Here is a 26,366-nt window from a genome sequence, read left to right as displayed (position 1 = left end):
AAAGGCGACCTTCGGGTCGCCTTTTTCGTAACAGTTCAATGCATGGCCAGGATGCGCAGGCCGAACTTCTGCGCGCCGCCGGGCTGGTCGGCGATCCACACCACTTCGGTGCTGGCATGCAAGCCGGCAAGGGCGGCATGGTCGGAGTCGATGCGCACCTCGAGCTGGTCGCCCACCTTGAACCGCTGCGGTGCCTGGACCTGCATGCCGCTGCTGGAGAGGTCGATGCACACGGCGCTGATCACCTGGCCGGCGTGCAGCAGGCTGACCTCGGTTTCAATGCGCATGCGTATGAAATCGCGTTTTTCGCTGTAATCCACGGGAGGCTGGGACATGCTTGCATCCTTTCGTCAGGTTGCGCCGATGTGCTTTCTTATAACGCCGGGTGATTTGCCCTGTAAAGTGCGCGGAAGTCTTCCTTGCCATGCTTGAAACGCCAGGCGGATGGGAGTACCGTCAGCGCCTTACAGGGCACCTCGCTATTTGCCGGACCAGTCTTCTTGTCCTACAACTCAAATAGAGAGTGGCTAGAGAGCATTCCAGTAGCCGTCTGTCGGTCCTTCACAGCCGCTACGCCAACCCAAATCTGGCGCCGTTCGCCCACATGCAGAAACCCAGTGCAACGCTGCTGATCATCGATGACGACGAGGTGGTCCGTGCCAGTCTCGCCGCCTATCTGGAAGACAGCGGCTTCAGCGTCCTCCAGGCCGGCAACGGCCAGCAGGGCCTCCAGGTCTTCGAAGCACACCAGCCCGACCTCGTGATCTGCGATCTGCGCATGCCGCAGATGGGCGGCCTCGAACTGATCCGCCGGATCAGCGAGCGCGCGCCGCAGCTGCCGGTGATCGTGGTGTCCGGTGCCGGCGTCATGAGCGACGCGGTCGAAGCCCTGCGCCTGGGCGCGGCGGACTACCTGATCAAGCCCCTGGAAGACCTGGCCGTGCTCGAGCACTCGGTGCGCCGCGCGCTCGACCGCTCGCGCCTGGTGCTGGAAAACCAACGCTACCGGGAGAAGCTCGAAGCCGCCAACCGCGAGCTGGAGGCCAGCCTGCACCTGCTGCAGGAGGACCAGACCGCCGGTCGCCAGGTGCAGATGAACATGCTCCCGGAAAACCCCTGGGTGGCCGGCGAGTTCGCCTTTGAGCACCAGATCATCCCATCGCTGTACCTGTCGGGCGATTTCGCCGACTACTTCCGCGTGGATGACAGGCGCATTGCCTTCTACCTGGCGGACGTCTCCGGCCACGGCGCCTCGTCGGCGTTCGTCACGGTGCTGCTCAAGTTCATGACCACGCGCCTGCTGTTCGAATTCAAGCGTGGCGGCAAGATGCGCGAGTTCAAGCCTTCGCAGGTGCTCAGCCACATCAACCGCGGGCTGATCAACTGCAAGCTGGGCAAGCATGTGACCATGGTCGGTGGCGTCATCGACGAGGACACCGGCCTGCTCACCTACAGCGTCGGCGGCCACTTGCCGCTGCCGGTGCTGTACACCCCGGGCCAGGCCCGCTACCTGGAAGGCCGCGGCCTGCCGGTGGGGTTGTTCGACGAGGCCAGCTACCAGGACCAGGTGCTGGAGCTGCCACCGCAGTTCAGCCTCACCCTGATGTCCGATGGCATTCTGGACCTTTTGCCCGGGGACACACTCAAAGATAAGGAAGCGGCCTTGCCGGAAATCGTCAAGGCGGCGGGTGGTAGCCTGGAGGGGCTGCGCCAACGATTCGAATTGGCTACGCTTGGGGAGATGCCGGATGATATCGCCCTATTGGTGTTGAGCAGGAACCTTGAATGAGTACTGGTAGAATCCAGTTCGCCGAGCAGAGCGGGACCTTCGTTCTGAAATTTGTCGGTGAAGTGCGCCTGACCCTGTGTTCGGCGCTGGATGCGACGATCGAGAAGATCTTCACCGCGCTGAACTTCTCGGCCATCGTCATCGACCTGACCGAAACCGAGAGCATCGACAGCACCACCCTCGGCCTGCTGGCCAAGCTGTCGATCCTGTCCCGGCAGAAAGTCGGCCTGCTGCCGACCGTGGTCACCACCAACCCGGACATTTCCCGCCTGCTGCAGTCCATGGGCTTCGACCAGGTGTTCAACATCGTCGACCGCCCGGTGCCGTGCCCGGAATGCCTGACCGACCTGCCGTCCCAGGATCAGGACGAGAGCGTGGTGCGTTCCAAGGTGCTGGAGGCGCACAAGATCCTCATGGGCTTGAATGACTCCAACCGTGAAGCGTTCCATGACCTGGTGAGCGCGCTCGAGCGGTCCTGATTCAAGTGCCGCGCCGGCTTCTTCGCGGGTAAACCCGCTCCCACAGGCACCGCATACTCTGTGGGAGCGGGTTTACCCGCGAAGAAGCCGGCGCGGTATCAAGCGTCTATTCAATCCCGCCTGATGAATTCGGTTGCCGCGGTCCCGTCGGCATTGAGCTGCAACACCCGCTCCGGCCGCCCCTGGCCATCGAAAAACACCTGCCCCAACCCCGCGCTGTTCCACAACCGCTCCCCGGCCTTGCTCCGGCTGGGCGTGCGCGGCACCACCTGCATTTCCCGGCGCTTGGTAAACCAGTTGAGCGGCGAGCGTGGCGAATACAGCCAGCGGTTGAGCCGGTCGAGCACATCCAGCAGGCGGCGGGGAAACTCGTTCTTGATCCCGCTGCTGGTCACCTGCCACAGGTGCGGGCTGCGCTGGCGGTGGCGGATTAGCACTTCGTAAACGAACGAGTAATGCACGTCGCCCGACAGCACCACGTAGTGCCCTGGCGTGCGCGAATGGCGGAAGATGTTGAGGATCACCTGCGCCGCGCCGCGATGGGCCATCCAGTTCTCCGCATCCACCAGCAACGGGTAGCCGAGGGCGCTGAATACCCGCTGCACGGTCTCGATCAGCTTGACCCCGAAGATCGGCGCCGGCGAGACGATGATCGCCGAAGGATGGTCGAGCAGCGCCTGCTGCAGTTCGCTCAGCGCCTCCCAGTCCAGCAGGCCGGAGGGCTTGGCCAGGCTGCTTTCGCTGCGCCAGCGGCGGGTGCGGGTATCGAGCACCAGCAGCGGCGGGTTGCTGGGCAGCGCGTACTGCCAGCCCTGGAAGCGCAGCAGCTCGCCGATCAGCTCGTCCCGTGCCTCGTTCAGTTGCCGGCATTGCCCGACCAGCGCCGCGCAACCGTCCGGGTCGTTGCCCCAGCCCTGGCACAGCAGGTAGCCGAGCAGGGCGTTGCCGATGATGCGCCGCGAGAACGGGTGGCCGTAGGCGGTCTGTTCCCATTGCGCCGACAGATTCCAGTCGTCGGTGATGTCGTGGTCGTCGAAGATCATCAGGCAGGGCAGGTGAGCCATTACCCGCGCCACCTGGCCGAGGCCGTCGCAAAAAGCCTCGATCAGCGGCAGTTCGCACTGATAACGGGCCTGGCGCTGCTCGGTCAGGCCCTCTGGCATGTCCATCCGCACCAGGGGCCACGGCAGCGGCGACCAGACCAGCAGGTACATGGCCATGACCTCGGCGAAGGTCACCAGGTGATTGTCGGCGTTGCTGGACGAGAAGATCGGCTTGCGCTTGCCGCCGAAGAAGCGTTCGCGCAGGGTCTCGTTGCCTTCCTGGGCCGGCAGCAGGTCGGCGCGGTGGTAGTAGCAGGCCGGGTGGCGATAGAGTTCGGCGCCGCTGTCGACCAGGGCGCCGTCGAGGGCTTCGTCGAACAGGCCCAGGCGCTCGATCAGCGTGTGGATGGCACGCAGCATGGGGCCGGCGACATCGTCGGCATAGACCTGGTCACCGCTCATCAGCAGCACGGCGGGGCGTTCTTCAGGGCGCGGATCGGCGGCAAGCAGGCGGTCGGCGCAGAGCAGACCGTCGGCGGCCGGGTGATGGGGCTTGCGGCAGGAGCCGTGGAGCAACTGGTCAAGACGGTCGCGCAGCACGAAGCTGGGGCGGCTGGCGCCGGGGTAGAGCAGGTGTGGGGCCCAGTCGGCGATGCCCTGGCCGTTGGCCAGGCGCAGGTCGTAGTCGAGCGCCACGTTGCTGGGCAGCGGGTGGTCGAAGTGGATGTCCAGCAGGTGAATGAAGGCGTGCTCACCGACCGCGATCACCTCGCAGCGCGTGGTGGCGCCGATGCCGGCTTGGTCGAGGAGAAATTCGGGTTGCAGCGGTTGCGAGCCGACCAGCCAGATGGCCAGGCGTTGCGGTTCCAGGCGGCGGAGGATGGGGCCGGCGAGGACGAGGGGGAGCGAAGCGGTGGCGGGCATGGATGGCTCAGGTTCGTGTGATGCTGATGGCCCTATCGCGGGGCAAGCCCGCTCCCACAGGGAATGGGGAATGCGGTGTTTTCAGTGTGGGAGCGGGCTTGCCCCGCGATGGCGTCATCGGCCACCCCAACGAAAACGGGCGGGAAATGCTCTGCATTAACCGCCCGTCGATCAAGCCGAAGATGTATCAGGCTTTGTCAGCCAGCCATCAGCGCTTCCAGCTTTTCCTGGTCGCGGGCGAACTGGCGGATGCCTTCGGCCAGCTTCTCGGTGGCCATGGCGTCTTCGTTCATCGCCCAGCGGAACTGGCTTTCGTTCAACTGCTGCTTGGCTTCGCCGGCATTGCCCGGCTTGAGCAGGCGTGGCAGTTCGCCCTGGTCTTCCGACAGTTGCTGCAGCAGCTCGGGGCTGATGGTCAGGCGGTCGCAGCCGGCCAGTTGCTCGATCTGGCCGATGTTGCGGAAGCTCGCGCCCATGACCACGGTGTTGTAGCCGTTGGTCTTGTAGTAGTCGTAGATGCGGGTGACCGACTGCACGCCCGGATCCTCGGCGCCGACGTATTCCTTGCCGGTGCTTTTCTTGTACCAGTCGTAGATGCGCCCCACGAACGGCGAGATCAGGAACACCCCGGCATCGGCGCAGGCCTGGGCCTGGGCGAAGGAGAACAGCAGGGTGAGGTTGGTCTGGATGCCTTCCTTCTCCAGCTTCTCGGCGGCGCGGATGCCTTCCCAGGTGGAGGCCAGCTTGATCAGCACGCGGTCTTTCGACACACCGGCCGCTTCGTACAGCTCGATCAGCTGACGGGCCTTTTTCAGCAGCGCTGGCTCGTCGAACGACAGTCGCGCGTCCACCTCGGTGGAGATGCGCCCCGGAATGACCTTGAGAATGCCCGAGCCCACCGACACGGCGAACTTGTCGCAGGCCAGGTCGACATTGCCCTTGGCATCGGCCTTGACCTGCTTGAGCAGGTCGGCGTAACCCGGGATGGCGGCGGCCTTGAGCAGCAGCGAAGGGTTGGTGGTGGCGTCGACCGGCTTGAGGCGGGTGATGGCGTCCAGGTCGCCGGTGTCGGCGACGACGGTGGTGAACTGCTTGAGTTGTTCCAGCTTGGAGGTCATGGGCGTGCTCTGTCCTGTGCAATGACTCGACATTACCCGAGCCCCGACAGCCACTCAAGGCCCGTCGCAGGCGTATCGGGAAACCCTTCGAAGCAGCGCGCTCCCACGTGTAGGAGCGGGCTTGCCCCGCGAAGGGCTGCAAAGCAGCCCCGGCCAACGCCAGGGCCGCGGTAAAAGGCTAACCCTTCGAGTGCCAACCCCGCCCCAGGTTCCCTCAGCGCCCCTGCAACAGCTCGGCAGCCTGGTCCAGCACCTTCAGCGGTTCGCTGGTCTTGTGAATGTCCGCCGACAGCAACTGGCGGAAGCGCCGCGCCCCCGGGAAGCCCTGGCCGAGCCCGAGGATATGCCGGGTGATGTGATGCATCGCGCCGCCGCTTTGCATGTGCGCGACGATGTACGGACGCAGCTTTTCCATCGCCTCGGCCCGGCTGACCACCGGTGCCGCGCTGCCGAACAGCTGCTGGTCGACCTCGGCCAGCAGGTACGGGTTGTGGTACGCCTCGCGCCCGAGCATCACGCCGTCGAAGGTCTGCAGGTGGGTGCGGCACTCGTCGAGGGTCTTGATACCGCCGTTGAGCACCAGCTCCAGGTCCGGGAAGTCGGCCTTGAGCTGCGCCGCCACGTCGTAGCGCAGCGGCGGGATCTCACGGTTCTCCTTGGGCGACAGGCCTTCGAGGATGGCGATGCGCGCATGCACGGTGAAGCTGCGGCACCCGGCGTCGCGCACCTGGCCGACGAAGTCGCACAGCTCGGCGTAGCTGTCGCGGCCGTTGATGCCGATGCGGTGCTTGACCGTGACCGGAATGCCGACCGCGTCCTGCATGGCCTTGACGCAATCGGCCACCAGCGCCGGATGGCCCATCAGGCAGGCGCCGATCATATTGTTCTGCACCCGGTCGCTGGGGCAGCCGACGTTGAGGTTGACCTCGTCATAGCCGGCGTCCTCGGCCAGGCGCGCACAGGCGGCCAGGTCCGCCGGCACGCTGCCGCCCAGCTGCAGGGCCAGTGGGTGCTCGGATTGGTCATGGCGCAGGAAACGCTGGGCGTCGTTGTGCAGCAGGGCGCCGGTGGTGACCATTTCGGTGTAGAGCAGGGCGTGCTGGGAGAGCAGGCGCAGGAAGAAGCGGCAGTGGCGGTCTGTCCAGTCCATCATCGGTGCCACGGAGAAGCGGCGGGATGGCTCGGGGCGCGTGTTTTGTGGCTTTGAAGCTGTTTCTAGGGGCATTCTGGTCTACACGGTTTTGTACCATTTTCCAGGGTTTTCAGACGTTTTTGGTGTGACGGTGGTACGATGTACCACCGCCAATCACGCTTGTACCACCGGAAAATATGGCAACGATCAGAGCAAGGAAAAAGGCCGATGGAACGGTCAGTTATACCGTCCAGATCCGCCTCAAGAAAAAAGGTGTCCTAGTCTACCAAGAGTGTCAGACCTTCGCCCGCAAGCAGGCAGCTCAAGCCTGGGCGAAGCGACGAGAGACCGAGTTGGCGGAACCTGGAGCGATCGAGCGGGCCAATCGTGGCGGGCACGCCGTCAAGGACATGATCGACCGATACCTGGTGGAGGCAGAGAAAGCTCGGCCGCTTGGCAAGACGAAGCGGCAGACCCTCGTGGCCATCAAGAGTAGCTACCTGGGCGACGTGGTCGATTCCGATATCTCTCAGCAGGTCCTGGTGGACTATGCTTTATGGCGCATGAGCCCCGAGGGTGGTGACATCAAACCGCAGACAGCTGGCAATGATCTTGCTCACTTGGGCTCAGTGCTGTCGCTGGCCAGGGCGGCGTGGGGGTATGAGATCAACCCTCAAGCCATGCCGGATGCGCGCCTCGTGCTGAAGCGGCTCGGTTACAACATGAGGAGCCGTGAGCGGGATCGAAGGCCCAATCTCGACGAACTCGACAAGCTGCTCGAGCATTTCTTCGAGATGCTTTCACGGCGCCCGACTGTCATTCACATGCCCAAAGTGGCAGCCTTTGCCATTTTCTCTACTCGGCGCATGGACGAGATTGCCCGCATCTTGTGGGAGGATCTGGATGAGCACCGCCAGGCGGTGAAGGTGCGGGACATGAAGAACCCAGGCCAGAAGATTGGCAACGATGTTTGGTGCTATCTCCCCGATGAAGCGTGGAGGATCGTGCAAAGCATGCCACGTCGGTGCGCTGAGATCTTCCCTTACAACAGCGACTCCATCGGAAAGGCCTGGTCCCAGGCGTGCAAGATGGTTGGTGTAGCGGATCTGCACTTCCACGATCTGCGCCACGAGGGAGTGAGCAGGCTGTTCGAAATGGATTGGGATATTCCCAGAGTGTCGAGCGTTTCTGGTCATCGTGACTGGAACTCGCTGCGGCGTTATACCCATTTGCGTGGGCGTGGCGATCGATACAAGGCATGGAGTTGGTTAGATCGGATTATCCTTGCACCAGTAACCCTTGGCGCCAGGGCTGACTAGTTTGGCTTGCCCCGGTAATGGATGGGTTTTAATGGCTGGGTTTAACGGCGGGCTAGGCAATGGTCTGTTCCCTGCGAAACACCGCTGAGGTCGATAGCGGGCGCCATTGATTCCAGCGTAGGTCGGAGGCGAGAATGGCGCATTGCTCCTTAGGACGTATGGATGCCCTCGCTCCGGCAGGCCCGCTCAAAGCGATAGAAATAAAAAGGATTAAAGTATGGGGAATGTGGACGCAGTTTCAGGATTCTTAGTTAACATTAAAAAGAGTTACCGCTTTAGGTTAAGCGGACAAAACTGCATAGTCATAGGTAAGAATGGTGCAGGAAAAACATCCCTGCTCACCAGTATTTACGAAGCACTGAAAAAGCAAGTTTCGCACGGTTTTGTATATGATGAAAGTCGAAAAAGTCAGATCAAAAATCTTGTGGAGCAAATCAGTTTGTATCCACAATACGAAAAAAATTATAGGGACCAAATTCAAGCAACTCGCGTGACAAGAAAAAAAGAATTTGATAAAGCTCCTTGTCTTGTGAGGGTTAATGATGGCGAAGCTTTGTTGGAGCAATATAATAGCAACAAAGCTGTCATTCGCCTGTATACCGCATACCGTCATTCAGAAATCAAAGTCGTTAAGTCGGCAGAGGCATATACTAAGCCGCCAACGCACTATTTCCATGATCACAAGTTCGGTCAAGAGTTTGAGCAGCACTTGGTAAACATGCAGGTAAGGCTTGCATTGGCAACCGACCAAAAGGCATATATAGAAACAAAGATAAAAGATTGGTTTGAGAGCTTTAATGAAAGCCTGCAATACTTATTTGAGGATGAGTCTGTTCGAGCAGTTTTTAATCGCGACGAATTAAGATACTATATTCACCAGGGGGGAAAGAAGCCTTTTACCTTCCAAAATCTTTCATCCGGTTATGCTGCGATATTTGAAATATATTCCGATTTATTCATTAGGGCAGAATATCATCGCATCATCCCCTCAGATTTGACCGGCGTGGTTCTTATTGATGAAATAGATGCTCATCTGCATATCTCGCTGCAGCGCAAGATACTGCCATTCTTCTACAAGTCGTTCCCGAATATTCAATTCATTGTAAGCACTCACTCCCCGTTCGTCATAACTTCCACAGACGATACTGTAATTTACGATATTTCCTCCAATCAAATCTCTAAAAATCTTTCCATGTATTCGATAGAAGCGATCGTTGAGGGACTTCTTGGTGTGCCAGTAATTTCAAAGAATCTAGAGGATAAAATAGGACGGCTTGTAGAACTTACGTCGAAAAAAAACATAACAGATGAAGCCGTGGCATTGGCTAAAGAGCTTAGTCCATTTAGAAGTAGTATGGATAGCGAATCTGAAATGCACCTAGAAATCGCCATAAATAAGATCCTCAAATATAAGCGTGGTGATGTATAAATGTTCAAGGTTGCTAGAAGTTTTCCGCCCCCTGCATCGTTGGCTGCAAGAAGAAGCTATACTGGTGATGATGTTCTTGAGGCGCTCAATCGCGACTTCCTTGGCAAGTGTTATATTTGTGAGACTCAAGAGCCACTATCCTTGAATGTAGAGCATTTTGTAGCACATGAGGGAGATGAGGAGCTCACTTATTCGTGGAATAATTTATTTCTATCTTGCGCGCGTTGTAATAACTTTAAAAGACATCACTATAACAATCTTTTGGATTGCACTGACGATCGAGTTGACGTACTAAGGGCGATCGAGCATATCGCCCCCGCCTCGCCGGGCGCCAAAGTTAGAGTTATTGCCAGGCTACCTGATGAAAGCACACGTTCCACTGCTGAGCTTATATGCAGGATATTCAACGAAGATAATACTGGAAACAAAAGAGTCACTTCGGCATATATGAAAAAACGGCTATTTTCGGAGTATGCAACTTTTATTAGGTATGTGAATGCATATATTGATCAAAATACAATAAAAGAAGACAGGGATCGAGCCGTATTGCATATACGGCACATGATGAGGGACGCTCAGCAATACTCTGCCTTCTTACGCTGGGTTGCCCTGAACGATCCTACGATTTATGCACTGGTTGAGGATGTTATTCCGATGGCTGGCGCCTGAGTAAGTCACGCAAAGCGCTCTCAATGTGAATGGCTATCTATATATTATTATTCCTATAATTCAGTTTGCCGACTCTGCTCAGAAAAATTGAAGGTCCTCAGTAAGCGTCGCTGCAATCGGTGGCGCCGAGCAGGAATAGTACAACACTCAACTCCAGCAGCGGGGCGGCATTTAGGTCATGCGGCGGACTTTGATTCTGGATAACATGGTGCAATATAATCCTACCATGCCTTGATACTTTCGAAAATTAAGTGCGTCGGTCTCACCAAGAGCGTCGTTCAACAGTTGGGCCCTTTCCTGTGAGTCAAGGCTTCCGCTGCTCACACTTCTCCCTGCTAATCCGGCCGCAGTTGAAAGCCTTCGTACGCCCCTCTACCTGAATAGATAAAAAGCTCCTCAGTCCCGAAATTGCTGGCAAGCAGGGTTCACGTTAATTCCGGCTTTGGCCGTTACCTGACCTACGTGAAGAGCAGCTTGGGGTCGATAGCCGACGGTCGGAGCCGGCCATCGACAGCGGGTGGTCGAGTTGAATACACCTGGCTGGTAGGGTCGAGTGCAAACAGGCAGTCAGTAAGGTTGACAGGCGCGCTACTAAGTGAGGTGCTATCTCCCAGCTAGCCTGCCCGAAGGGGCTTGTTCAGCTGCACACACTCTTTGCGCGCAGCTTCCCGTTGCTGATCCAAGTAAAGAGCCAGATCGGCAATGTGGATGCCTCGGGCGCTTTTCTGGCTAGGTTCAAGCCGGGTGATAGGCAGTTTGATATCCCCTGCCAGCACTTTGCGTTGGAATACCAGGGGTGTGAGGTGTGTGAAGTAGTCGGCGCAGACTTGCTCAAGCGGGATGATTGCCAAGCCGTTGTACTGTGCCATCAATACAAAGGCTGTATTCATGAACATTTCTCCTTCTTAGGCTGAGCATCCCTATGGCTCTTTCGTACATGGCTGCGGGCGAGCTCGAACAGTTCGTTGCTGGAAACAGACTCCACGCGCTGTTCACCATTCTGTACAGCTTCCAACCGAGTGCGATATAGGTCGGATCGGCCGAGCCAAGCGGCAGCACTGGGCTTAGGGTGTAAGACGCCGGCGTGCAGTAGGGCGTCATGGATAGCCAGGGCCATCTCGTCAACTGTGGCATACACGCCTGCAGCATTCCCTGCAAGCGTCGCGTTGATGGCGACGGCAATGCAGCTGCATACGGCCCGTTCCTTAGCTGCGAGTGCTAAGAAGGAGAGGTGCGTATACCCCTTGGCAGGCTGCGCGTGCGGGCGATCAGAAGCGATCAGCGTTGCATCAGTGGGCGCAGCCTGGCGCAGCCTGTCATGGGGGGTATGCGAATCGGAGTGGGCGTTGAGGGTGGGAATAGTGCCTGCTGCTGCGCAGCAGAGGCTCTTTGTTTCTTGCGCGTCGACGCCTGCAGCTTCACGGAGCAAAGCGGCGGGGTGGGTAGCGTTCACCTGATCGCGCGCGCGCCCGCTTTTCTCCGAGGTCTGGATCGGTGTCTGTCCTGGTGCGATGGCGAGTGCATGTCCTGCGCAAGGCGGAGAGTCGAAAAGCAAGCCGGTGTGGAGATGGGCCTGATTCATGCTGCAGCCTCCTCTTCGGTGGGCTTCAACAGAGCAGCGATAGCGAGGGATTCGACATGCAGGCGGCGTGCATCACGCTCGAGCTTGTTGCCCGTGTTGAAGGCTTTCCAGGTTTCGGCGGCTATGCGTAGTGTCTCGGCGATCTCCAACATTGAGCGGCGGTGCTGCCCCTGTAGTGCACTTGCGTCCTTGAGCTTTTCGGCGCGTGCAGTGGCGTTTTGGTGGTCCCGGCGCAAAACTGCCAGAGATTGTTCTAGGTCTTTGATGGTGGCGTGGTGTACGCGGTCGCTCTCGAGCATGCCTCGAGTGCGGCCTTCTTGGCGGCCAAACCAGTAGGCGTAGGCGAACAGTCCGATGACAAACGCGCTGATGACGACGAGGGCGAGGACCTGTTGAGTGGTCATGGGTTTACTCCTTGTGGTGTGCGGGCCGGTGGTGGCGGCCCTTGCTGGTGTCGTTACTGCTTTTCTTGCTCGTTAGGCCGAGACTGCTTTTCGTCCGCCTGGTAGGCCCTGCTGTCGATTAGGGCGGCAACATGGCGGATGTGGGCGAACTTCAATGCCTTTTGGCTGTTGTCCAGCGTGGTCACTGGCAGGCAGATCCGGCCGACCTTCAGTTGCTCGGAAAAGGTGTCTTCGTTGAGGTTGCGGAAGTACTGCATGCGCACTTTGTCGAGCGGGATGAGAACGTCGCCGAAGGTGCGGTACAGCAGCTCTACAGTCGTTGCATCAGGTGCGTGCGGCAGGCGCAGCGCTAGTTGGTCTGTATTGCTCATCAGGCTTCGGGCTCTCCCTGAGCTTGTGGCGTGACGGATGGTGCCAGGAGGTTTCGCAGTGCTTGCGTACCAGGTCGCGCCAATCTTCAGGAACCTGCAGGAGCGCGGCATTGCGCTCCTCGCGGGTCTTGAGCTGGAGGATCTGGGCCGCGTACTGCCTAGGCCGCATAGCGTTTGTCTTCCGGTGGTGTCGGAAGCTGCAGCTGGAGCCGCTCTGCAAGCCAGGGGATCCCGACCTGCTTCACGCGGGTGGACTCGCTGTATTGCATGCCAGATACCGGATGGAACCAGCAGCCCTCTTTTTTCCGCAGGTAGTCGCGGTCTCGCGTGGGGTAGCGGGGCAGGTTCTTTTGGTCCAGCAGATCCTGCTCGCGCATGAGGCGGATCAGCTCGTTGCGGGTGATCCCGAACAGTTTCGCGGTCTGTGCCAGGTTGCGTTCCATGGGCGCCTCCTAGGCGACATCAGCGAGCACTTGCTCGGCGGGGGACATCTCAGCGGAGTCCAGTTCACCGTTGGCAATGGCCTCAAGATGCCGCGCGATGGTCCTCGCGCTGGGGAGGCTGTTTGCCTGCAGCGTCAGGGTATTCACTGTGGGCCCTATGCGGATGACCACGGTCACCTGGTCGAGGTAAACCTCGGTCTGCAGTGTTGCCTTGGTGCGCGTGCCGCTCGACTCATCGTTAAGGATGTGGGTGAAGTGGCCGGAGAGATTGGTCTGGGCCTTCAGGCAAGCAAAGGCGTTATGACTGAGTGCATAGCTCATGCCGCGCGCCCCCCGTCGTCAGGGGTCAGTGGGCGGGTGGTGTGTGTGGTGGCTCGGTGCTTGGTGGGGGAGAACGCGCAGCCGTGCTGTCTGGCCAGGCGCCGGACCTTGAATACGAGGTCCGTGGATGCCGCGGCCGGGTGGACGTGTAGCGATGCAGTGGTGTGCATGGTGTTGCCTCACTCTGTGGTGGGAGAGTGGGGCAAATATCACGCAATGTGCTTTATCGTGTCAACACGATTCGTTTTATTTTTTTGTGGTGTGCATAAACCGTGATGATTTTAGGATGCCGCCCACTAGGTGAATGTGTTCGATCTCGTCCTCTGCGATGTGGATCGGGGCGTGTTCGGCATTGACGCTATCGAAACGATACATCCCGTCGCGTAGGTAGATGAACTCCTTGATCATGGTGCGGCCATTCGTAGTTCGGACCATTACCTCGTCACCGCTGAAGTAGGCCTTGCTGGGCTCTACCAGCACATACTCTCCGTTCTTGATCCTGGGGTGCATGCTGTCCCCGGTCACCTTGAGGCCGTATGCCTTAGGGTCATCGCTATGGATATTCAGATAGCCATCACCATGCCCCGCCGGAAAATCCAGGGCTTCGAAGTAACCATTCACTCCGAGTTGAGCGTAACCCACAACTGGCACCGCGCCCTCCAAGGCCCGTCTTGCAAAAGAAATGTTGGTGCTGGGGGCTGTACTGGACTCCTCAGTGCCTTCCAGCAGGTCGCCTAGGGTGACGCCGAGTGCGGTTGCCATTCTCTCTATGTCGGCCAGGTTGGGTTCCCGAATCCCGCGCTCGTAGTTGCCAACGCGCGATTGCGATTCCCAACCACAGGCAATGGCAAGTGCCTGCTGGGTCAGGTGTTTGGCTTTGCGAAACTGTTTGATGCGCTGTGCGAGTGTGTTCATTCCTGATGTTTAACACGTATTGAAATGGTTTTTTTGCACTAACCGTGTTGTGAAAACCACGTCTCGTGTTATCTTTTGAGCGAGTCAACCGGAGTGTTCTTCATGAATCGAATTGCGGAGCTGAGAAAGGGTGCGGGTGTCAAGCAAAGGGAGCTGGTTGCTCGATTGGGATGGACTCAGACCCGAGTCAGTAACTATGAGTCTGGAAATCGCATGCCAGGGCTGAGCGAATGCCGCGCGATAACGGCAGCTTTGAATGATCTGGGGGCGAACTGTGCATTGGATGATGTCTTCCCGCCTGAACTGGATGAGCCCCGAGCGGCCTAGCGGCTGAATAGAAAAAAGGCGACCTAAAGGTCGCCCTGTTTCCCCCGGTACTACCACCACAGTACTACCGGGCCGCGTTCAAGTTGGGCGGGCACACCACGTATCCACTTGCCTTGTTCGCGGAGCCCAGGCACGAAAGCCTGAGATTGCTGCCTTCTCCACCACAGATTGGCAGCAATATGGCCCTCTCAAGCCATGCGGCGAGTGTAACACCACCGCTCGTCGCCGGCACTGGCAGCCTTTCTGAGGTAATGCCAGGTGCCGAAAGGGGAGGCGACTAGTCGCCTCCTTCGCTCGGTAGCAGCACCACGATGCTACTGGGCTGCATGACAGGTGGGCGGGCACACCATTTAGGTCCGCGCGCTTTGATTGCACCGGCCTGGCATGGAGCTGGGGCGGCGCCTCCTTCACCACGGGAGGCGGTAGTTTCGCCTGGGGCGGTCAATGGAGTGGCGCCCCGGCATGGAGCCGATCCGGCCTTTTGGCTGGCTGGCATTGCCCTCTCATAAGCTGTGCGGCGATGGTCTCACCACGACTCGCCGCAGGCACTGGCTACCGACAAGGACAAACGCCATGAGCCGAACTGCAATGAGCTGCACCGAGCGCGCCAAGCGCGAAGTGTTGCCCCTCGAACTCGCCCTCTACCATTCCGTGCGGGATTATCCGGGTGGCGCTGCTGCTATCGCTGCCACTACCGGCCGCAACGCCACGACACTCCAGCACAAGCTGTCTCCCACCCATCCTACCCATACCGTGAACGTTCAAGAGTTCAGCGAGATCCTTGAGCTGACGAAGGATCCACGCATCCTCGACTCGGTGCATGCCCTGGTTGGCGACACCATTTGGCAAGAGTTGTCGGACGCCTACACCCATGACATCCCCGAGACGCTGACCATGGGCCTTGCCGATTTCTTCCGGCAGGTTGCCAACTTGTCCGAGACCTGGGCGCGCAGCATTGGCGACGGAAAGGTCGACGATCAGGAGCTGGCCGAGATTCAGCACCAGGTGTTCCGAGGTATCCAAGGTTTGCTCGGCATGTATCGCCGAGCCGAGTACGTCAACCAGACCACTCGGGGGGCGCGCCGTGGGTGATGTAATCGACCGGGCGAATGATCAAGCCCAGTGGCATAACGACACAGCACTTGCGGCTGCGGCGAAACGTAGAACGCAGGTGCTTCCTGAGTCCCTGGTGGACTGCGTTGTCTGTGACGAGCCAATCCCCGAAGCCAGAAGGATGGCAGAGAGGGGCTGCATGCGTTGCATCGAGTGCCAGCAGATTCATGAGGGCAGGGGGGCTCGGTATGCTCGATAAGGTTCTTGACCAGTTGCACGACTACGGCCTGCAGCCAGATCAGCCGCTGATCATCGGGAAGCTGACTCGCTGCCGTACCCAGGATGACAAGGGCAAGGAAAAGAACGGCTGGTACGTCCTGCATGAACACCAGACTGAGAAGGGGCAAACGCTCATCTTCGGTAGCTTCGGTGACTGGCGCCACGGCGAAACCCAGAAGGTGAAGACTGACGGGCGCGGGCTGTCCGCTGAGGAGCGTGAGGTGATGCGCGCGCGGCAGGCCGACGCCAAGCGCCGTGCCGCCGAGATTGCGGCGAATGCGGCCCGCCGCGCAGCCAATCGGGCATCGGGCATGTTCAAGCGTATGCCGGACAAGGGGCGAAGCCTCTACCTCGATCGCAAGCAGGTGGTCGGGTTTGGGGTGCGTTACGCCCCGAAGTCGGGCGCCGTGCTTATCCCCATGCAGAACGCCCAGGATACGATCGTCGGCCTGCAGGTGATCTATCCTGCGGTCCTGGAGAGCACAGGTCGCGACAAGTCCTACTGGCCTCATGGCATGGCGAAGGAGGGTGCCTTCCACATGATTGGCGGCCACCCTGAACCCGGCGAGCCAGTGCTGGTGTGCGAGGGGTACGCCACCGGCGCTAGCCTGCATATGGCGACCTCCCAGGCGGTGGCCATCGCCTTCGATGCAGGCAATCTGCTGCCGGTGGCCAAGCACATGCGTGAGCGCTTCCCTGGACGGCCAATTATCATTTGCCGCGACGATGACTGGAAGACCACGCGGCCCAGCGGCGAGCCTTGGAACCCTGGTGAGGAAAAGGCCAACAATGCGGCGGTGGTAGTGGGCGGCCAGGTGGTCGCTCCAATCTTTTCCATTGAGCGTGAGGTGAAGTGGACCGACTTCAACGACCTGCACTGCGCTGAAGGTCTGGATGCTGTTCGGCGTCAGGTGATGGCGGTGATCAAGCCCCCCGCCACTGGCGGTTGGAAAGACATGCTGGCGCGTACTGAGAGCGGCGCGCTCATCGCCCACATGCAAAACGTCGAGCTTATCCTGAGCAACGACGAGCGCTGGGCCGGGGTGATCGGATACAGCTCATTCAGCTCCAAGATCGTCAAGCTACGGGCCGCGCCCTATGGTGGTGAGCCGGGGGAGTGGGGCGATATTGATGATACCCGCGTGATGAAATGGCTGGCCCAGCAGTACAACCTTCGCGTCAAGGCGACGCACGTTGTCGAGGCGGTCAGTGTTGTGGCTCACGATAACGCTTTCCACCCGGTGCGCGAGTACCTGGCCAAGCTGGAATGGGACCGTACGCCGCGGTTGGAGGTCTGGCTGCACAAGGTGCTTGGTGTGGCCCATAACGACTACAGCGCCAAGGTCGGTAAGCGCTGGATGATTTCGGCTGTAGCGCGGGTCATGAAGGCGGGCTGCAAGGCCGACAACGTCTTGATCCTTGAAGGGGCACAGGGCGCAGGCAAGTCCACCGCCATGAGTGTGCTAGGCGGGGAGTGGTTCATGGACACACCTTTCACGCTGGGTGACAAGGATGCCTTCCAGGCGATCCGGGGCAAGTGGATCGTCGAGTTGGGCGAGCTGGACAGTTTCAATAAAGCAGAGAGCACCAAAGCCAAGCAGTTTTTCTCGGCCTCCATCGACACTTATCGCGAAAGCTATGGCCGCAGAACGAGCGATGTGCCACGCCAGTGTGTTTTCGTGGGTACGACCAACCAGGACGAGTACCTCAAGGATGCCACCGGGAACCGGCGCTATTGGCCGGTGGCGTGTACCAAGGTCGACCTCGAGACGCTGCGACGTGTACGGGACCAGTTGTGGGCGGAGGCGGTCTTCTGCTACTTGGCGGGTGATATATGGTGGGTGGCACGCGAAGAGGAAGAGCTGTTCACGCGTGAGCAGGAGGAACGTTTTGTGGTTGATGAGTGGGAGGGACCGATCCTTGACTGGCTGGAGAAGTCCCAGGTCGGCGAAACGGTCACGGGGAGTGAGTTGCTGAAGGACGCCTTGAATCTGGACTTCGGCCATTGGGGGAAACCCGAGCAGATGCGGGTCGGTGCCATCATGCACCGGCTGGGTTGGCGTCGGCGGCGGATGCCGGCGCTGCAGAAAAGTGGGGTGCGCCCCTGGGCCTATCAGAAGCCGAAGGGGTGGGGCACGCCCAGCCCGCTGGAGCAGTCTGTGGTGACGGCAAGGGAGGAGTGCTTTTGATCAAGCATATTGATGAGATGCTGAAGCTGTGGGCGCAGGAGCTGCACACCCCGGATCTTCGCGGTCATGGTTCAGGAGGCGGCAGCATGCTGGGTCTGTTGATGGACTGCCAGGGGGAGTTGATCCGTGGCACTCGAGGTAGCAGGGTGCTGCTGGACGAGTCGGCAGACATTGAAATCATTGTGAACAAGCACCTAGAGCCCCAGCTGTACGTCATCGTCAGGGAGCACTACTGCAACCATGACAGCTTCCTCGAGCAGAAGATGGCTTATTGCAGATGCAGTAGAAAGACGTACTATGACCGCCTCCACCAGGCCCATGTGGCTATCCAGGGGCTGCTGAAAGGGAAAAAGGCTGCATGAGCTGCGTTGTTTGGTCCCGCCGTCCCTCCCTTGTCCCGCCTCCCTTTGAGCAGGCTGGCCAAGTCAAGGCCGCTGAGTTGGCGGGCTGTCCCGCTGTCCCACCTTCCACCCGCAGGCGCACACATAGGGCACATGCATAGCGTTACGCGCGCGTTGCGCGCAGCGTGCTAGTAATTCCTCCTTCATACGTGAGAAAGGGTTAATACAGTTGGACGGTGGGACAGCCCTTGATTTTAAAGGCCTCAGCTAGTCCCACCACTTGCGAACAGTTTGGGACTCTTGGGACTTCACTAAAGCGAAAGAAAGCCGGGCGGATGTATTCCCCAGACATTCGCCAGACATTCCCCAGGCGTTTACCACTTATTGGGGGGTGGCATTAAAACTTGCTTGCTGCCAGGAAACTCGACCTGTAAAAAGTACCCATCTTCGAGACGTGCGGGCGCACAAAGCAGCCCGCCATATACCAGAAACCCCGGCCTTGGCGCCGGGGTTTTTGCATTTGGGGGAAGGGATGAACAGCGAGCAACAAGCCTTAGCCGAGCTGCCGGTCTGGATGGTGATCGTGCTGTCCCTGGTGGGCGGTGTATCGGGTGAGATGTGGCGAGCGGATAAGGCGGGTGCTCGCGGGTGGGGGCTTGTTCGCCGTTTGGCCTTGCGTTCGGGGGCCTGTGTCACCTGCGGGTTGTCGACCAACATGCTGCTGTACGCCCTCGGGGTTTCGGTGTGGGCGTCGGCGGCGGTCGGTTGCTTGACCGCGATGGCCGGCGCCGATGTTGCGATCAACCTGTACGAACGCTGGGCCGCCAAGCGGCTGGGTCTAGCGCAGGTGCCGCCAGCTGGTACCGAGGCAGGTCAGTGACCCGTCCGGGGGTAGGGGGTGGGGGCCGATTTTTTGGGTCCTCCCCCTGGGCCGCCCCCTACACGGGTGCGCAGACTCGCGGTTTCCCTGCAGCTGGAAATCTGGCAGGGATGTCCGTCTTTTCAAGGACTTAGCGATGGGTAAGACAGTCAGCAAGCTCGAGCTGAGCGAGATCGTCGGGCGAGACGAACGCACATTAAGCCGGTGGCAGAACGAAGGCATGCCGGTGAACGAGTTTGGCGTGGGGCGCGGCAACGAAAACCAGTACGACACCCAGGCGGTGATCGAATGGCTGATGCGCCAGGCCTCGTTGAACGGCAAGAAGGAGTCCTCACGGGACCGGCTTGACAGGCTGCGCGGCGACCGCGAAGAGATCGCGCTGGCTCGGGAGCTGGGCGAGGTGGTGGTCGAGGCCGAAATGGTCGAGCGCTTCGAGGCGGTGATCACCGCCGCCAAGATCGAGTTGCTGAACACCTTCCCTGATGAGCTGGCGATGACGCTGACCGCCAGGTACGGCGTGCCGGTGGACAACCAGCTGATCCGCGATCCCATCGAATCCATACTGAGGAGGTTGTCCGCGTATGACGAGGACGACGATCTCGCCGGGGATCCTGACGAGCCGGACGACGAGGAGGGCTCTGAAGAAGACGGCGAGTAAGGCAATGCGCCGCGTCTGCCGCAAGTGGGCGCCGCCGCCACGCATGTCCATCATAGAATGGGCTGACCGGTTCCGCTGGCTGGCTCCCGAAGAGTCGGCAGCACCAGGTAAGTACCGGTTTGATAAAACACCGCACCTGATCTGGCCGGGTGGCCCACTTGAGGCGCTGGACGACCCGAACGTCTCTGAGATTGTGGCACGCAAGTCGGCCCAGGTGGCCTGGACGTCGGGTGTGTTGGGGAACGCCCTGGGCAAGTGGATCGATCTCGACCCGTCACCCATCCTGGTCCTGTTCCCCAAGGCCGAAGCGGCTAAGCAGTACGTTGCCGAAAAGCTCGAGCCGATGATCCAGGCCACCAAGCGCCTGCGCAAAAAGGTCGACCTTCGCAGTCGCAAGCTGCAGCAGCGGCAAGACTTCAAGCGGTTTCCGGGCGGGTTCCTGAAGATGGTCGGCTCCAACAGCCCGGCCAGCGTGAAGTCGACGCCGGTACCAAGGGTTGCGATCGAGGAGCCCGACGACTGCAACCTGAACCTGCGGGGGCAGGGGGACAGTATCAAGCTCGCCAAGGAGCGTCTGAAGACGTTCTTGCGTTCGAAGATCATCATCGGCGGCACCCCCACCATCAAGGGCCTGTCGGCGATCGACGCCGAGCTTGAGCTTTCAGACAAGCGCGTGGGCCTGGTCCCCTGCCATGGATGCGGACAGTTGCACACGCCGAGCTTCGAGCATTTGCACTGCGACGAGGACGAGCACTACTTCCACGAGGTGTACGGCAAGCGCCGCCCGGAGACGGCGTACTACGCGTGCCCGCACTGCGGCGAGATCTGGGATGACCACCAGAAGAACGCCAACCTGGGCGACCCTCGCTGCCGCTGGGAGGCGACGGCCGAATTCCGCGGCATTGCCGGCTACATCATCAACGAGCTGTATGCCACGTTCCCCGGCTCCCGCTTCGAAGTGCTGATGGAGAAGAAGCTGCAGGCCGAGTACGCACAGCGTCAGGGCAACATCGGCCCGATGATCGCCTTCACCAACAGCTCGATGGGCGAAAGCTACGAGTACAAGAGCGACGCGCCCAAGACCGACGAGCTGGAGAAGCGGGCCGAGCCTTACGCCGAACTTACGGCGCCTAAGGGCGTGTTGCTGGTGACGGTCGGTGTCGACGTCCAGGGCGACCGCCTTGCCGTGCTGTTCACGGGCTGGGGGCGGGGGGAGGAGTCCTGGCGATTGTACTGGGGCGAGTTACCCGGCAACCCTATCGATCCCCACGACCCGGTGTGGACCGAGCTGGACAAGATGATCGCCACACCGATCCCGACCGACAGCGGCGCCCAGATCGCCGTGTCGGCGGTGAGCATCGACAGCTCTGACGGCAACACCAGCGACGCGGTGTACACCTACGTTCGAGATCGTCAGCGCTTCAACATCATGGCGATCAAGGGCGCCTCCATCGACAGCCGGGATCGGGAGATCTTCACCAAGCCGGCCCAGTCGGCGGACACCAGCCAGGACAACACCAAGGCCTCGAAGTACGGCCTGCGGGTGTTCATCGTCGGCACCCACAAGGCCAAGACGCTGATCGATGGCCGGATGAAGCTCAAAGGCCCAGGACCAGGGCGCATGCACTGGTACAGCGAGATCCGCTCGGACTACTACGAGCAGGTGACCAACGAGGTCTTGGCTCCGCACCCGCGCAACCCAAGCAAGATGGTGTGGCAGAAGAAAGCCGGCCGGCGCAACGAAGCGCTGGACTGCGAGGTGTATGCCTTGCATGCGGCTCGCAGCCTCAAGACGCACCTGCTGCGTGATCACGAATGGGACCAGCTGGAGCAGCAACTGCTGCAGCCCACCCTCTTCACAACTGAACAGGCGGTGGCGCCGGTTCCTCGCCGGGCTGTCACGCGCGGCCGGGGCACGCGGAGCCGCGTCCACTAACCGAGGTCACCATGACTGATGCACAAAAACGCCTCGCAGAGGTCCGGGCGGCGATCTCGCGCGTCCTGAAGAATGGCCAGCGCTTGCGTCGGCAGGATCGCGAGGTCCAGCTGGCCGAACTTAGCAGTCTACGGATGCTGGAAAAGCAGTACGCCGACGAGGTCGCCCGAGAGCAGGCCGCTCTCTTGGGGCGTGGCCGCAACCGCGTTTCGTACGTGGGGATTTGACCATGTGGCCGTTCAACAAACGGGAGTCGGCTGCCGAGCAGCTGATGACCGAGGCCATTCGTGTGGCCAGGGCGTCGGTCGAGGATCAGCAGATCTCTGCGCAGGGCGGCGGCGGTGGGGTTGAAACCCGATGGCGCGGTGCGTCGCGGGTGCTGCGAAGCATGGCCAGCTGGCTGCCTGGTCTCGGCAGCCCACGGCGCGACTTCCACCAGAGCGAGCGCCGCACCCTGGTGGCGCGTTCCCGCGATGCCATGCGCAACCACCTGGTGGCCCGCGCGGCGATCACGCGGCTGCGCACCAATGTGGTTGGCACAGGGCTGGTCTGCCGGGCGCAAGTTGATCATGAGGCGCTGGGTATCACCGAAGAAGAAGCCGAGCAGCTCAATGGCCAGCTGGACCGGTTGTGGTCGTTGTATGCCGATGACCCCCGTGAGTGCGATGCAGAAGCGACGCTGAACCACTATCAGCTGCAGGCCCTGGTGCTGGTGTCGTCGATGGTGGCGGGCGACGTATTCGTCGCTAGCCCGGATCAGGAGCGACCCGGATGCCTCTTCAGTACGCGGTTGCAACTGATCGAGTCCGACCGTGTCGGCAACCCCAACAGCGGCCTGGACCGTGTTGACCTGGTGGAGGGTGTCGAGTTTGACGGCCTGGGTGCGCCAGTGGCGTATCACGTATGCACCGGTTACCCCGGCGAGCACCTGCAGGGCAAGACGCTGCAGTGGGAGCGGTTGCCGGTGTTCGGCACGGTGACAGGACGGCGCCGTGTGCTGCATGTCATGGCCGACAAAGAGCGGCCCGGACAGAAGCGCGGGGCGCCGTACCTGTCTCCCGTGCTGGAGCCGCTGCAAAAGCTGGAGCGCTACAGCAGCGCCGAACTGATGGCGGCGGTGATCTCAGCGATGTTCACCGTGTTCATCAAGAAGAGTGACGGCTTCAACCCCGGAAACCTGCCGATGTCGGCGCTCAGCGAAGAGCAGCCCGGCGGCGATGACACCTCCGACGGTGCGCTCGCCCTGGGCGAGGGCGCCATTGTCGACCTCGGTGTGGGTGAAGAGCCGATGGTGGCCAACCCCAGCCGGCCCAACGCTCAGTTCGACCCGTTCTTCACCGCGGTGGTGAAGGAGATCGGGGCCGCGCTGGAGCTGCCGCTGGAGGAGCTGCTGTTGCACTACAGCAGCAGCTACAGCGCTGCCCGCGCCGCCATGCTCCAGGCCTGGCGGTTCTACAGCCTGCGCCGCTGGTGGCTGGCCTGCGACTTCTGCCAGCCAAGCCGCGAGCTGATTATCGATGAAGCCGTGGCCAGGGGGCTGATCGACCTGCCCGGGTACAGCGAGCCCGCTAAGCGCAAGGCGTATTGCCAGGCCCTGTGGATTGGTCCGGCGCGGGGCGCGATCGACGAGCTGAAGGAGGCCAACGCCGCCGGCAAGCGCATCGAGATCGGCGTCAGCAACGAAACGCTGGAGACGGCGGCCATGACTGGCGAGCCCTGGCAACAGGTGATCCGGCAGCGAACCCGCGAAGTCGCGTACCGGCGGCAGCACAACATGCAGGCCTTGCCCAAGGGTGGCCTTGAAAACCCGCCAGATCCCGAACCCAAAGAGGACTAGAAATGCCTCGAGCACTTGAGCTGGCTGCCTCGCAGCCCTGGCTGATGATGCCCGACGCCTTGGACAACCTGCTGACCATCTCCGACCGCATGGGCGATCCGGTGGCGCTGGCGACCAAGCGCGGCGAGCGGCTGGAAGAAACCCGGCGCGTCACCATGCGCGGCAACGTGGCGGTGGTACCGGTCACCGGGCCGATCTTCCGCTACGCCAACCTGTTCACCGAGATCAGTGGTGCCACCAGCACCCAGGTCCTGGCCACCGATATACAGCGTGCCCTGGACGACCCCAAGGTCAAGTCAATCGTGCTGAACATCGACAGCCCTGGTGGCGTCGCCTCGGGCATCAACGAGCTGGCCGAGATGATCTACGCGGGCCGCGCCCGCAAGCGGATCGTGGCGTACATCGGCGGGATGGGCGCGAGCGCGGCCTACTGGATCGCCTCGGCGGCGGGCGAGATCGTCGTTGATGAGACCAGCCTGGCCGGCAGCATTGGCGTCGTCGTCGAGGCTGTGGTCGAGGACGACAAGAAGGCTGGGCGAGCCCGCTATCAGATCGTCAGCCGCAACGCGCCGAACAAGCGCCCCGACCTCGGTACCGAAGAAGGGCGCGCCAAGGTGGGCGAGACCATAGACGCGATGGCCGAAGTCTTCGTAGGCAAGGTTGCCCGTAACCTCGGCGTCGCTGCCGAGAAGGTGCCCGAAATGGGCGATCACGGCGGCATCCGCGTCGGTGCGGACGCCGTCAAGCACGGCCTGGCCCACCGCACGGGCTCGCTGGAATCCCTGATCACCGAACTGGCCAAGCCGGCCATCAACTCCCCAAGGATATACACCATGACCACCGTCAAGACCACGGCAGAACTGCGCACCGCGATTGCAGCGGGCACTGACCCCAACACCATCGAGATTGCCCAGGCCGAGCAGGTCGACACCGCGGCGATCCGCACCGAGGCCACTACCGCTGAGCGTGACCGCATCAAGGGCATCAACGCCCTGGGCGCCAAGGGCTTCGAGAAAGAGATCAGTGCGGCGATCGACGACGGCACGTCCGTAGAGGCCACGGCCCTGACGCTGCTCAAGGCTTCGCAGGATCGCGGTATCTCGCTGGCCGGCATCAAAAGCGACGCCCAGGGTGTTACCGGCACTGCTCCACCTGCCGGTGGCAAGGAGGGCGAGCGCAAGGTCGCCGTCAGCGCAATCGTTGCAGGCGCCTCGCGCCGCTAACTAGGAGGTTCCAATGTCAAACCCTACCCGCAGTTCCTACCTGCCGAGCCAGCTTTCGGCGGGCGACTTCCCCATCGTGATGGATACCGGCCTGATCGCCGCCGGCCAGAACCTGACCCGTGGCGCGGTGCTGGGCCAGATCACGGCCAGTCATGAGTACGTGCTGTGCAAGGCGGCGGCCGCGGACGGCTCGCAGGCGCCCTGCGCGATCCTCGACCAAGACGCCGACACCACCGACGGCGCCAAGAGCACGCCGATCCGCCTGACCGGCCAGGTGCTGGGCAGCCAACTCACCTTTGGCGAGGGCTTGACCCTGGCCGCCGCGAAGGCCGCCCTGCGACCTCTGTGCCTCTTCATTCGCTGATCGGAGCAACCATGACTGACATCTTTGACACCCTCACCATGCTGGAAGCCATCGAGCAGATGCCGACGCCGCGGCGCTTTCTCATGGACACCTTCTTCAACGCGGGTATGCCTGAGACCTTCGGTACCGAGGCGGTCACCATCGACATCGTGAAGGGCCAGCGCAAAATGGCGCCGTTCGTTCACCCGACCCTGCCAGGCAGTGTGTCGCAGCGCAACGGCATCAGCTCGTCGACTTACAAGCCGCCTTACATTCAACCGAAGCGCGTCACCCGTGCCGAGCTGATCCTGAAGCGTGGCGCGGGTGAGAACCCGTTCTCGACCCGCACTGCGCTGGAGCGTGCAGGCGAGCGGCTCGGCCGGGACCTGGTCGAACTCGACGACGAGATCACTCGGCGGGAAGAGTGGATGTGCGCTCAAGTGCTGACTACTGGCCGTCTGCGCGTTGTCGGTGATGGTGTGGATGACACCATCGACTTCCTCATGGAGGACACTCACAAGGTCACGCTGGCCGCAGGGCGCTGGAACACCAGCGATTCTGACCCGATCGGCAACCTGCGTCAGTGGCGTCGCCTGATTGCCAAGGACTCGGGGCGCTCCGCCAACGTGGCGGTGTTGAGTGCTGAAGCGCAGGACTCCTTCCACAACAACGATTCGGTGCTCAAGCAACTGAACAACCGTCGCGTCGACCTCGGCTTGATCAAACCCGAGTTGCTGCCGGACGGGGTGACCTACCTGGGCTACCTCAACGATCCGGGCATTGACCTCTACGCCTATGACGAGTGGTACCTGGACGACGAGGACGGCGAGAAGCCCATGGTGCCAGCCGGTGGCTTGATCCTGGGTTCTACCGGGACACGCAACGCGATGCTGTACGCGGCGATTCAGGACATGGAAGCCATCGAGAGTGGTCTGGTCGAGGCGTCTCGCTTCCCCAAAAGCTGGGTCACCCAAGAGCCTAGCCAGCGTTGGCTGAAGGTGCAGGCCGCCCCGTTGGCTGGTCTGCTGGAGCCGAACGCCTTCCTCTTCGCCAAGGTGGTGTGACATGGCCAAGGTCGAATACGTGGTGGTGGATGGCTGCATTCAGGACGCCGGCAAGGTCGTGAAGGCGGGTGAGGTCTTCGTTCCGTCTTCGGCTGCGATCCGCGAGCTGCTGCTTGAAGAGGGGGCCATCGTTGCTCGCGGCAAGCTGAGTACCGGTGGTCGTTCCTCTGGTCGCTCGCCTTCGGCGGGGCCGCCCGCTCCGGCCTCTGCTCCAGCCCCTGGTGGAGGTAACCCAGACGAGGAGGAGGAAGAGGAAGAGGAGGAAGACGAAGGCGACGGCGACGGCAGGGAGGGCTGA

30 protein-coding genes are annotated in these 26,366 nt (G+C 60.9%); 19 read left to right on the top strand and 11 right to left on the bottom strand.

All coding sequences use genetic code 11. The features are described 5' to 3' along the window. Nucleotides 1-35: 35 nt before the first annotated feature. On the bottom strand, nucleotides 36-335 hold the full coding sequence (locus tag HU735_RS11795; RefSeq protein WP_050704859.1) for a PilZ domain-containing protein: 300 nt from the start codon (nucleotides 333-335) through the stop codon (nucleotides 36-38). A gap of 269 nt (nucleotides 336-604) precedes the next feature. On the opposite strand from HU735_RS11795, the gene rssB reads away from it, so the two are divergent. Both rssB and rssC read left to right on the top strand, forming a co-directional pair. Then, nucleotides 605-1,789, top strand: coding sequence for a two-component system response regulator RssB (gene rssB, locus HU735_RS11790; RefSeq protein WP_028692716.1), 1,185 nt, complete (start codon nucleotides 605-607; stop codon nucleotides 1,787-1,789). After that, nucleotides 1,786-2,268 carry an anti-sigma factor antagonist RssC gene (gene rssC / locus HU735_RS11785; protein WP_023631332.1) on the top strand — a complete coding sequence of 161 codons (483 nt, stop codon included), beginning with the start codon at nucleotides 1,786-1,788 and terminating at the stop codon, nucleotides 2,266-2,268. The genes rssB and rssC overlap by 4 nt, the downstream gene beginning before the upstream one ends. A gap of 110 nt (nucleotides 2,269-2,378) precedes the next feature. Here the strand turns inward: rssC and HU735_RS11780 are convergent, their stop codons facing one another. The 3 genes from HU735_RS11780 to dusA all read right to left on the bottom strand — a co-directional run bounded on the left by HU735_RS11780 (nucleotide 2,379) and on the right by dusA (nucleotide 6,578). Next, nucleotides 2,379-4,235 (bottom strand): alkaline phosphatase D family protein, encoded by a 1,857-nt coding sequence (locus tag HU735_RS11780; RefSeq protein WP_186713672.1) that lies wholly within the window; start codon nucleotides 4,233-4,235, stop codon nucleotides 2,379-2,381. A 197-nt stretch (nucleotides 4,236-4,432) separates the two neighbouring features. After that, nucleotides 4,433-5,353 carry a transaldolase gene (gene tal / locus HU735_RS11775; protein ID WP_186713671.1) on the bottom strand — a complete coding sequence of 307 codons (921 nt, stop codon included), beginning with the start codon at nucleotides 5,351-5,353 and terminating at the stop codon, nucleotides 4,433-4,435. Nucleotides 5,354-5,567: 214 nt separating this feature from the next. Further along, a complete protein-coding gene (gene dusA, locus HU735_RS11770) occupies nucleotides 5,568-6,578 on the bottom strand; it encodes a tRNA dihydrouridine(20/20a) synthase DusA (protein WP_186713670.1) in 1,011 nt (336 codons plus the stop codon). A gap of 104 nt (nucleotides 6,579-6,682) precedes the next feature. Here dusA and HU735_RS11765 point away from each other — a divergent pair, with 104 nt between their 5' ends. The 3 genes from HU735_RS11765 (at nucleotide 6,683) to HU735_RS11755 (ending at nucleotide 9,902) form a co-directional block, all read left to right on the top strand. Then, the gene (locus HU735_RS11765) at nucleotides 6,683-7,804 is read left to right on the top strand and encodes a site-specific integrase (protein ID WP_186713669.1); all 1,122 of its coding nucleotides are present in this window, start codon (nucleotides 6,683-6,685) and stop codon (nucleotides 7,802-7,804) included. A 217-nt stretch (nucleotides 7,805-8,021) separates the two neighbouring features. Further along, complete coding sequence (locus HU735_RS11760; protein WP_186713668.1) at nucleotides 8,022-9,233, top strand: ATP-binding protein; 1,212 nt, start codon at nucleotides 8,022-8,024, stop codon at nucleotides 9,231-9,233. Then, nucleotides 9,234-9,902: an HNH endonuclease gene (locus HU735_RS11755; protein ID WP_186713667.1), complete on the top strand. Its 669-nt coding sequence runs from the start codon at nucleotides 9,234-9,236 to the stop codon at nucleotides 9,900-9,902. Between the two features lie 614 nt (nucleotides 9,903-10,516). Here HU735_RS11755 and HU735_RS11750 read toward each other — a convergent pair. The 7 genes from HU735_RS11750 to HU735_RS11720 all read right to left on the bottom strand — a co-directional run bounded on the left by HU735_RS11750 (nucleotide 10,517) and on the right by HU735_RS11720 (nucleotide 13,938). Continuing rightward, a complete protein-coding gene (locus tag HU735_RS11750) occupies nucleotides 10,517-10,792 on the bottom strand; it encodes a pyocin activator PrtN family protein (protein ID WP_186713666.1) in 276 nt (91 codons plus the stop codon). Next, nucleotides 10,789-11,484, bottom strand: a complete 696-nt coding sequence (locus HU735_RS27095) for a hypothetical protein (RefSeq protein ID WP_238349805.1) — start codon at nucleotides 11,482-11,484, stop codon at nucleotides 10,789-10,791. The genes HU735_RS11750 and HU735_RS27095 overlap by 4 nt, the downstream gene beginning before the upstream one ends. Then, nucleotides 11,481-11,888 (bottom strand): hypothetical protein, encoded by a 408-nt coding sequence (locus HU735_RS11740; protein ID WP_186713665.1) that lies wholly within the window; start codon nucleotides 11,886-11,888, stop codon nucleotides 11,481-11,483. Before HU735_RS11740 ends, HU735_RS27095 begins: the two co-directional genes overlap by 4 nt. A 53-nt stretch (nucleotides 11,889-11,941) precedes the next feature. Then, on the bottom strand, nucleotides 11,942-12,259 hold the full coding sequence (locus tag HU735_RS11735) for a pyocin activator PrtN family protein (protein ID WP_186713664.1): 318 nt from the start codon (nucleotides 12,257-12,259) through the stop codon (nucleotides 11,942-11,944). A 158-nt stretch (nucleotides 12,260-12,417) separates the two neighbouring features. Beyond that, nucleotides 12,418-12,702 carry a phage antirepressor KilAC domain-containing protein gene (locus tag HU735_RS11730; RefSeq protein ID WP_054925419.1) on the bottom strand — a complete coding sequence of 95 codons (285 nt, stop codon included), beginning with the start codon at nucleotides 12,700-12,702 and terminating at the stop codon, nucleotides 12,418-12,420. Nucleotides 12,703-12,711: 9 nt separating this feature from the next. Then, a complete protein-coding gene (locus HU735_RS11725; RefSeq protein ID WP_186713663.1) occupies nucleotides 12,712-13,023 on the bottom strand; it encodes a hypothetical protein in 312 nt (103 codons plus the stop codon). A 246-nt stretch (nucleotides 13,024-13,269) separates the two neighbouring features. After that, on the bottom strand, nucleotides 13,270-13,938 hold the full coding sequence (locus tag HU735_RS11720; RefSeq protein ID WP_186713662.1) for a helix-turn-helix transcriptional regulator: 669 nt from the start codon (nucleotides 13,936-13,938) through the stop codon (nucleotides 13,270-13,272). 102 nt (nucleotides 13,939-14,040) lie between these two features. Here HU735_RS11720 and HU735_RS11715 point away from each other — a divergent pair, with 102 nt between their 5' ends. The 14 genes from HU735_RS11715 to HU735_RS11650 all read left to right on the top strand — a co-directional run bounded on the left by HU735_RS11715 (nucleotide 14,041) and on the right by HU735_RS11650 (nucleotide 26,366). Next, nucleotides 14,041-14,265 (top strand): helix-turn-helix transcriptional regulator, encoded by a 225-nt coding sequence (locus HU735_RS11715; protein ID WP_186713661.1) that lies wholly within the window; start codon nucleotides 14,041-14,043, stop codon nucleotides 14,263-14,265. Nucleotides 14,266-14,838: 573 nt separating this feature from the next. Further along, entirely contained in the window at nucleotides 14,839-15,357 is a 519-nt protein-coding gene (locus HU735_RS27090; protein ID WP_186713660.1) for a phage regulatory CII family protein, read from the top strand. Next, nucleotides 15,350-15,577 carry a TraR/DksA C4-type zinc finger protein gene (locus tag HU735_RS27390; protein WP_186713659.1) on the top strand — a complete coding sequence of 76 codons (228 nt, stop codon included), beginning with the start codon at nucleotides 15,350-15,352 and terminating at the stop codon, nucleotides 15,575-15,577. Before HU735_RS27090 ends, HU735_RS27390 begins: the two co-directional genes overlap by 8 nt. Continuing rightward, nucleotides 15,567-17,786: a VapE domain-containing protein gene (locus tag HU735_RS11700; RefSeq protein ID WP_186713658.1), complete on the top strand. Its 2,220-nt coding sequence runs from the start codon at nucleotides 15,567-15,569 to the stop codon at nucleotides 17,784-17,786. The genes HU735_RS27390 and HU735_RS11700 overlap by 11 nt, the downstream gene beginning before the upstream one ends. Beyond that, nucleotides 17,783-18,148: a hypothetical protein gene (locus HU735_RS11695; protein ID WP_186713657.1), complete on the top strand. Its 366-nt coding sequence runs from the start codon at nucleotides 17,783-17,785 to the stop codon at nucleotides 18,146-18,148. Before HU735_RS11700 ends, HU735_RS11695 begins: the two co-directional genes overlap by 4 nt. A gap of 511 nt (nucleotides 18,149-18,659) precedes the next feature. Continuing rightward, complete coding sequence (locus HU735_RS11690; RefSeq protein ID WP_084941496.1) at nucleotides 18,660-19,007, top strand: phage holin family protein; 348 nt, start codon at nucleotides 18,660-18,662, stop codon at nucleotides 19,005-19,007. A 136-nt stretch (nucleotides 19,008-19,143) separates the two neighbouring features. Beyond that, the gene (locus HU735_RS11685) at nucleotides 19,144-19,665 is read left to right on the top strand and encodes a terminase small subunit (protein WP_186713656.1); all 522 of its coding nucleotides are present in this window, start codon (nucleotides 19,144-19,146) and stop codon (nucleotides 19,663-19,665) included. Between the two features lie 4 nt (nucleotides 19,666-19,669). After that, nucleotides 19,670-21,601: a terminase gpA endonuclease subunit gene (locus HU735_RS11680; protein WP_346655361.1), complete on the top strand. Its 1,932-nt coding sequence runs from the start codon at nucleotides 19,670-19,672 to the stop codon at nucleotides 21,599-21,601. 11 nt (nucleotides 21,602-21,612) lie between these two features. Next, nucleotides 21,613-21,828, top strand: coding sequence for a hypothetical protein (locus HU735_RS11675; protein ID WP_186713655.1), 216 nt, complete (start codon nucleotides 21,613-21,615; stop codon nucleotides 21,826-21,828). A 2-nt stretch (nucleotides 21,829-21,830) separates the two neighbouring features. After that, nucleotides 21,831-23,438, top strand: coding sequence for a phage portal protein (locus HU735_RS11670; RefSeq protein WP_186713654.1), 1,608 nt, complete (start codon nucleotides 21,831-21,833; stop codon nucleotides 23,436-23,438). 2 nt (nucleotides 23,439-23,440) lie between these two features. Next, nucleotides 23,441-24,661 carry a S49 family peptidase gene (locus HU735_RS11665; protein WP_186713653.1) on the top strand — a complete coding sequence of 407 codons (1,221 nt, stop codon included), beginning with the start codon at nucleotides 23,441-23,443 and terminating at the stop codon, nucleotides 24,659-24,661. A 13-nt stretch (nucleotides 24,662-24,674) separates the two neighbouring features. Further along, nucleotides 24,675-25,025, top strand: coding sequence for a head decoration protein (locus tag HU735_RS11660; protein WP_186713652.1), 351 nt, complete (start codon nucleotides 24,675-24,677; stop codon nucleotides 25,023-25,025). Nucleotides 25,026-25,036: 11 nt separating this feature from the next. Further along, nucleotides 25,037-26,068: a major capsid protein gene (locus HU735_RS11655; protein ID WP_186713651.1), complete on the top strand. Its 1,032-nt coding sequence runs from the start codon at nucleotides 25,037-25,039 to the stop codon at nucleotides 26,066-26,068. A 1-nt stretch (nucleotide 26,069) separates the two neighbouring features. Continuing rightward, nucleotides 26,070-26,366, top strand: a complete 297-nt coding sequence (locus tag HU735_RS11650) for a hypothetical protein (protein ID WP_186713650.1) — start codon at nucleotides 26,070-26,072, stop codon at nucleotides 26,364-26,366.

This window comes from Pseudomonas sp. BW16M2 (assembly GCF_014268865.1).
In the GTDB taxonomy this organism is placed as follows: Bacteria; Pseudomonadota; Gammaproteobacteria; order Pseudomonadales; family Pseudomonadaceae; genus Aquipseudomonas; species Aquipseudomonas peradeniyensis.
The sequence above is the reverse complement of the archived record's forward strand: the minus strand, read 5'-3'. Positions and strand labels throughout refer to the sequence as shown.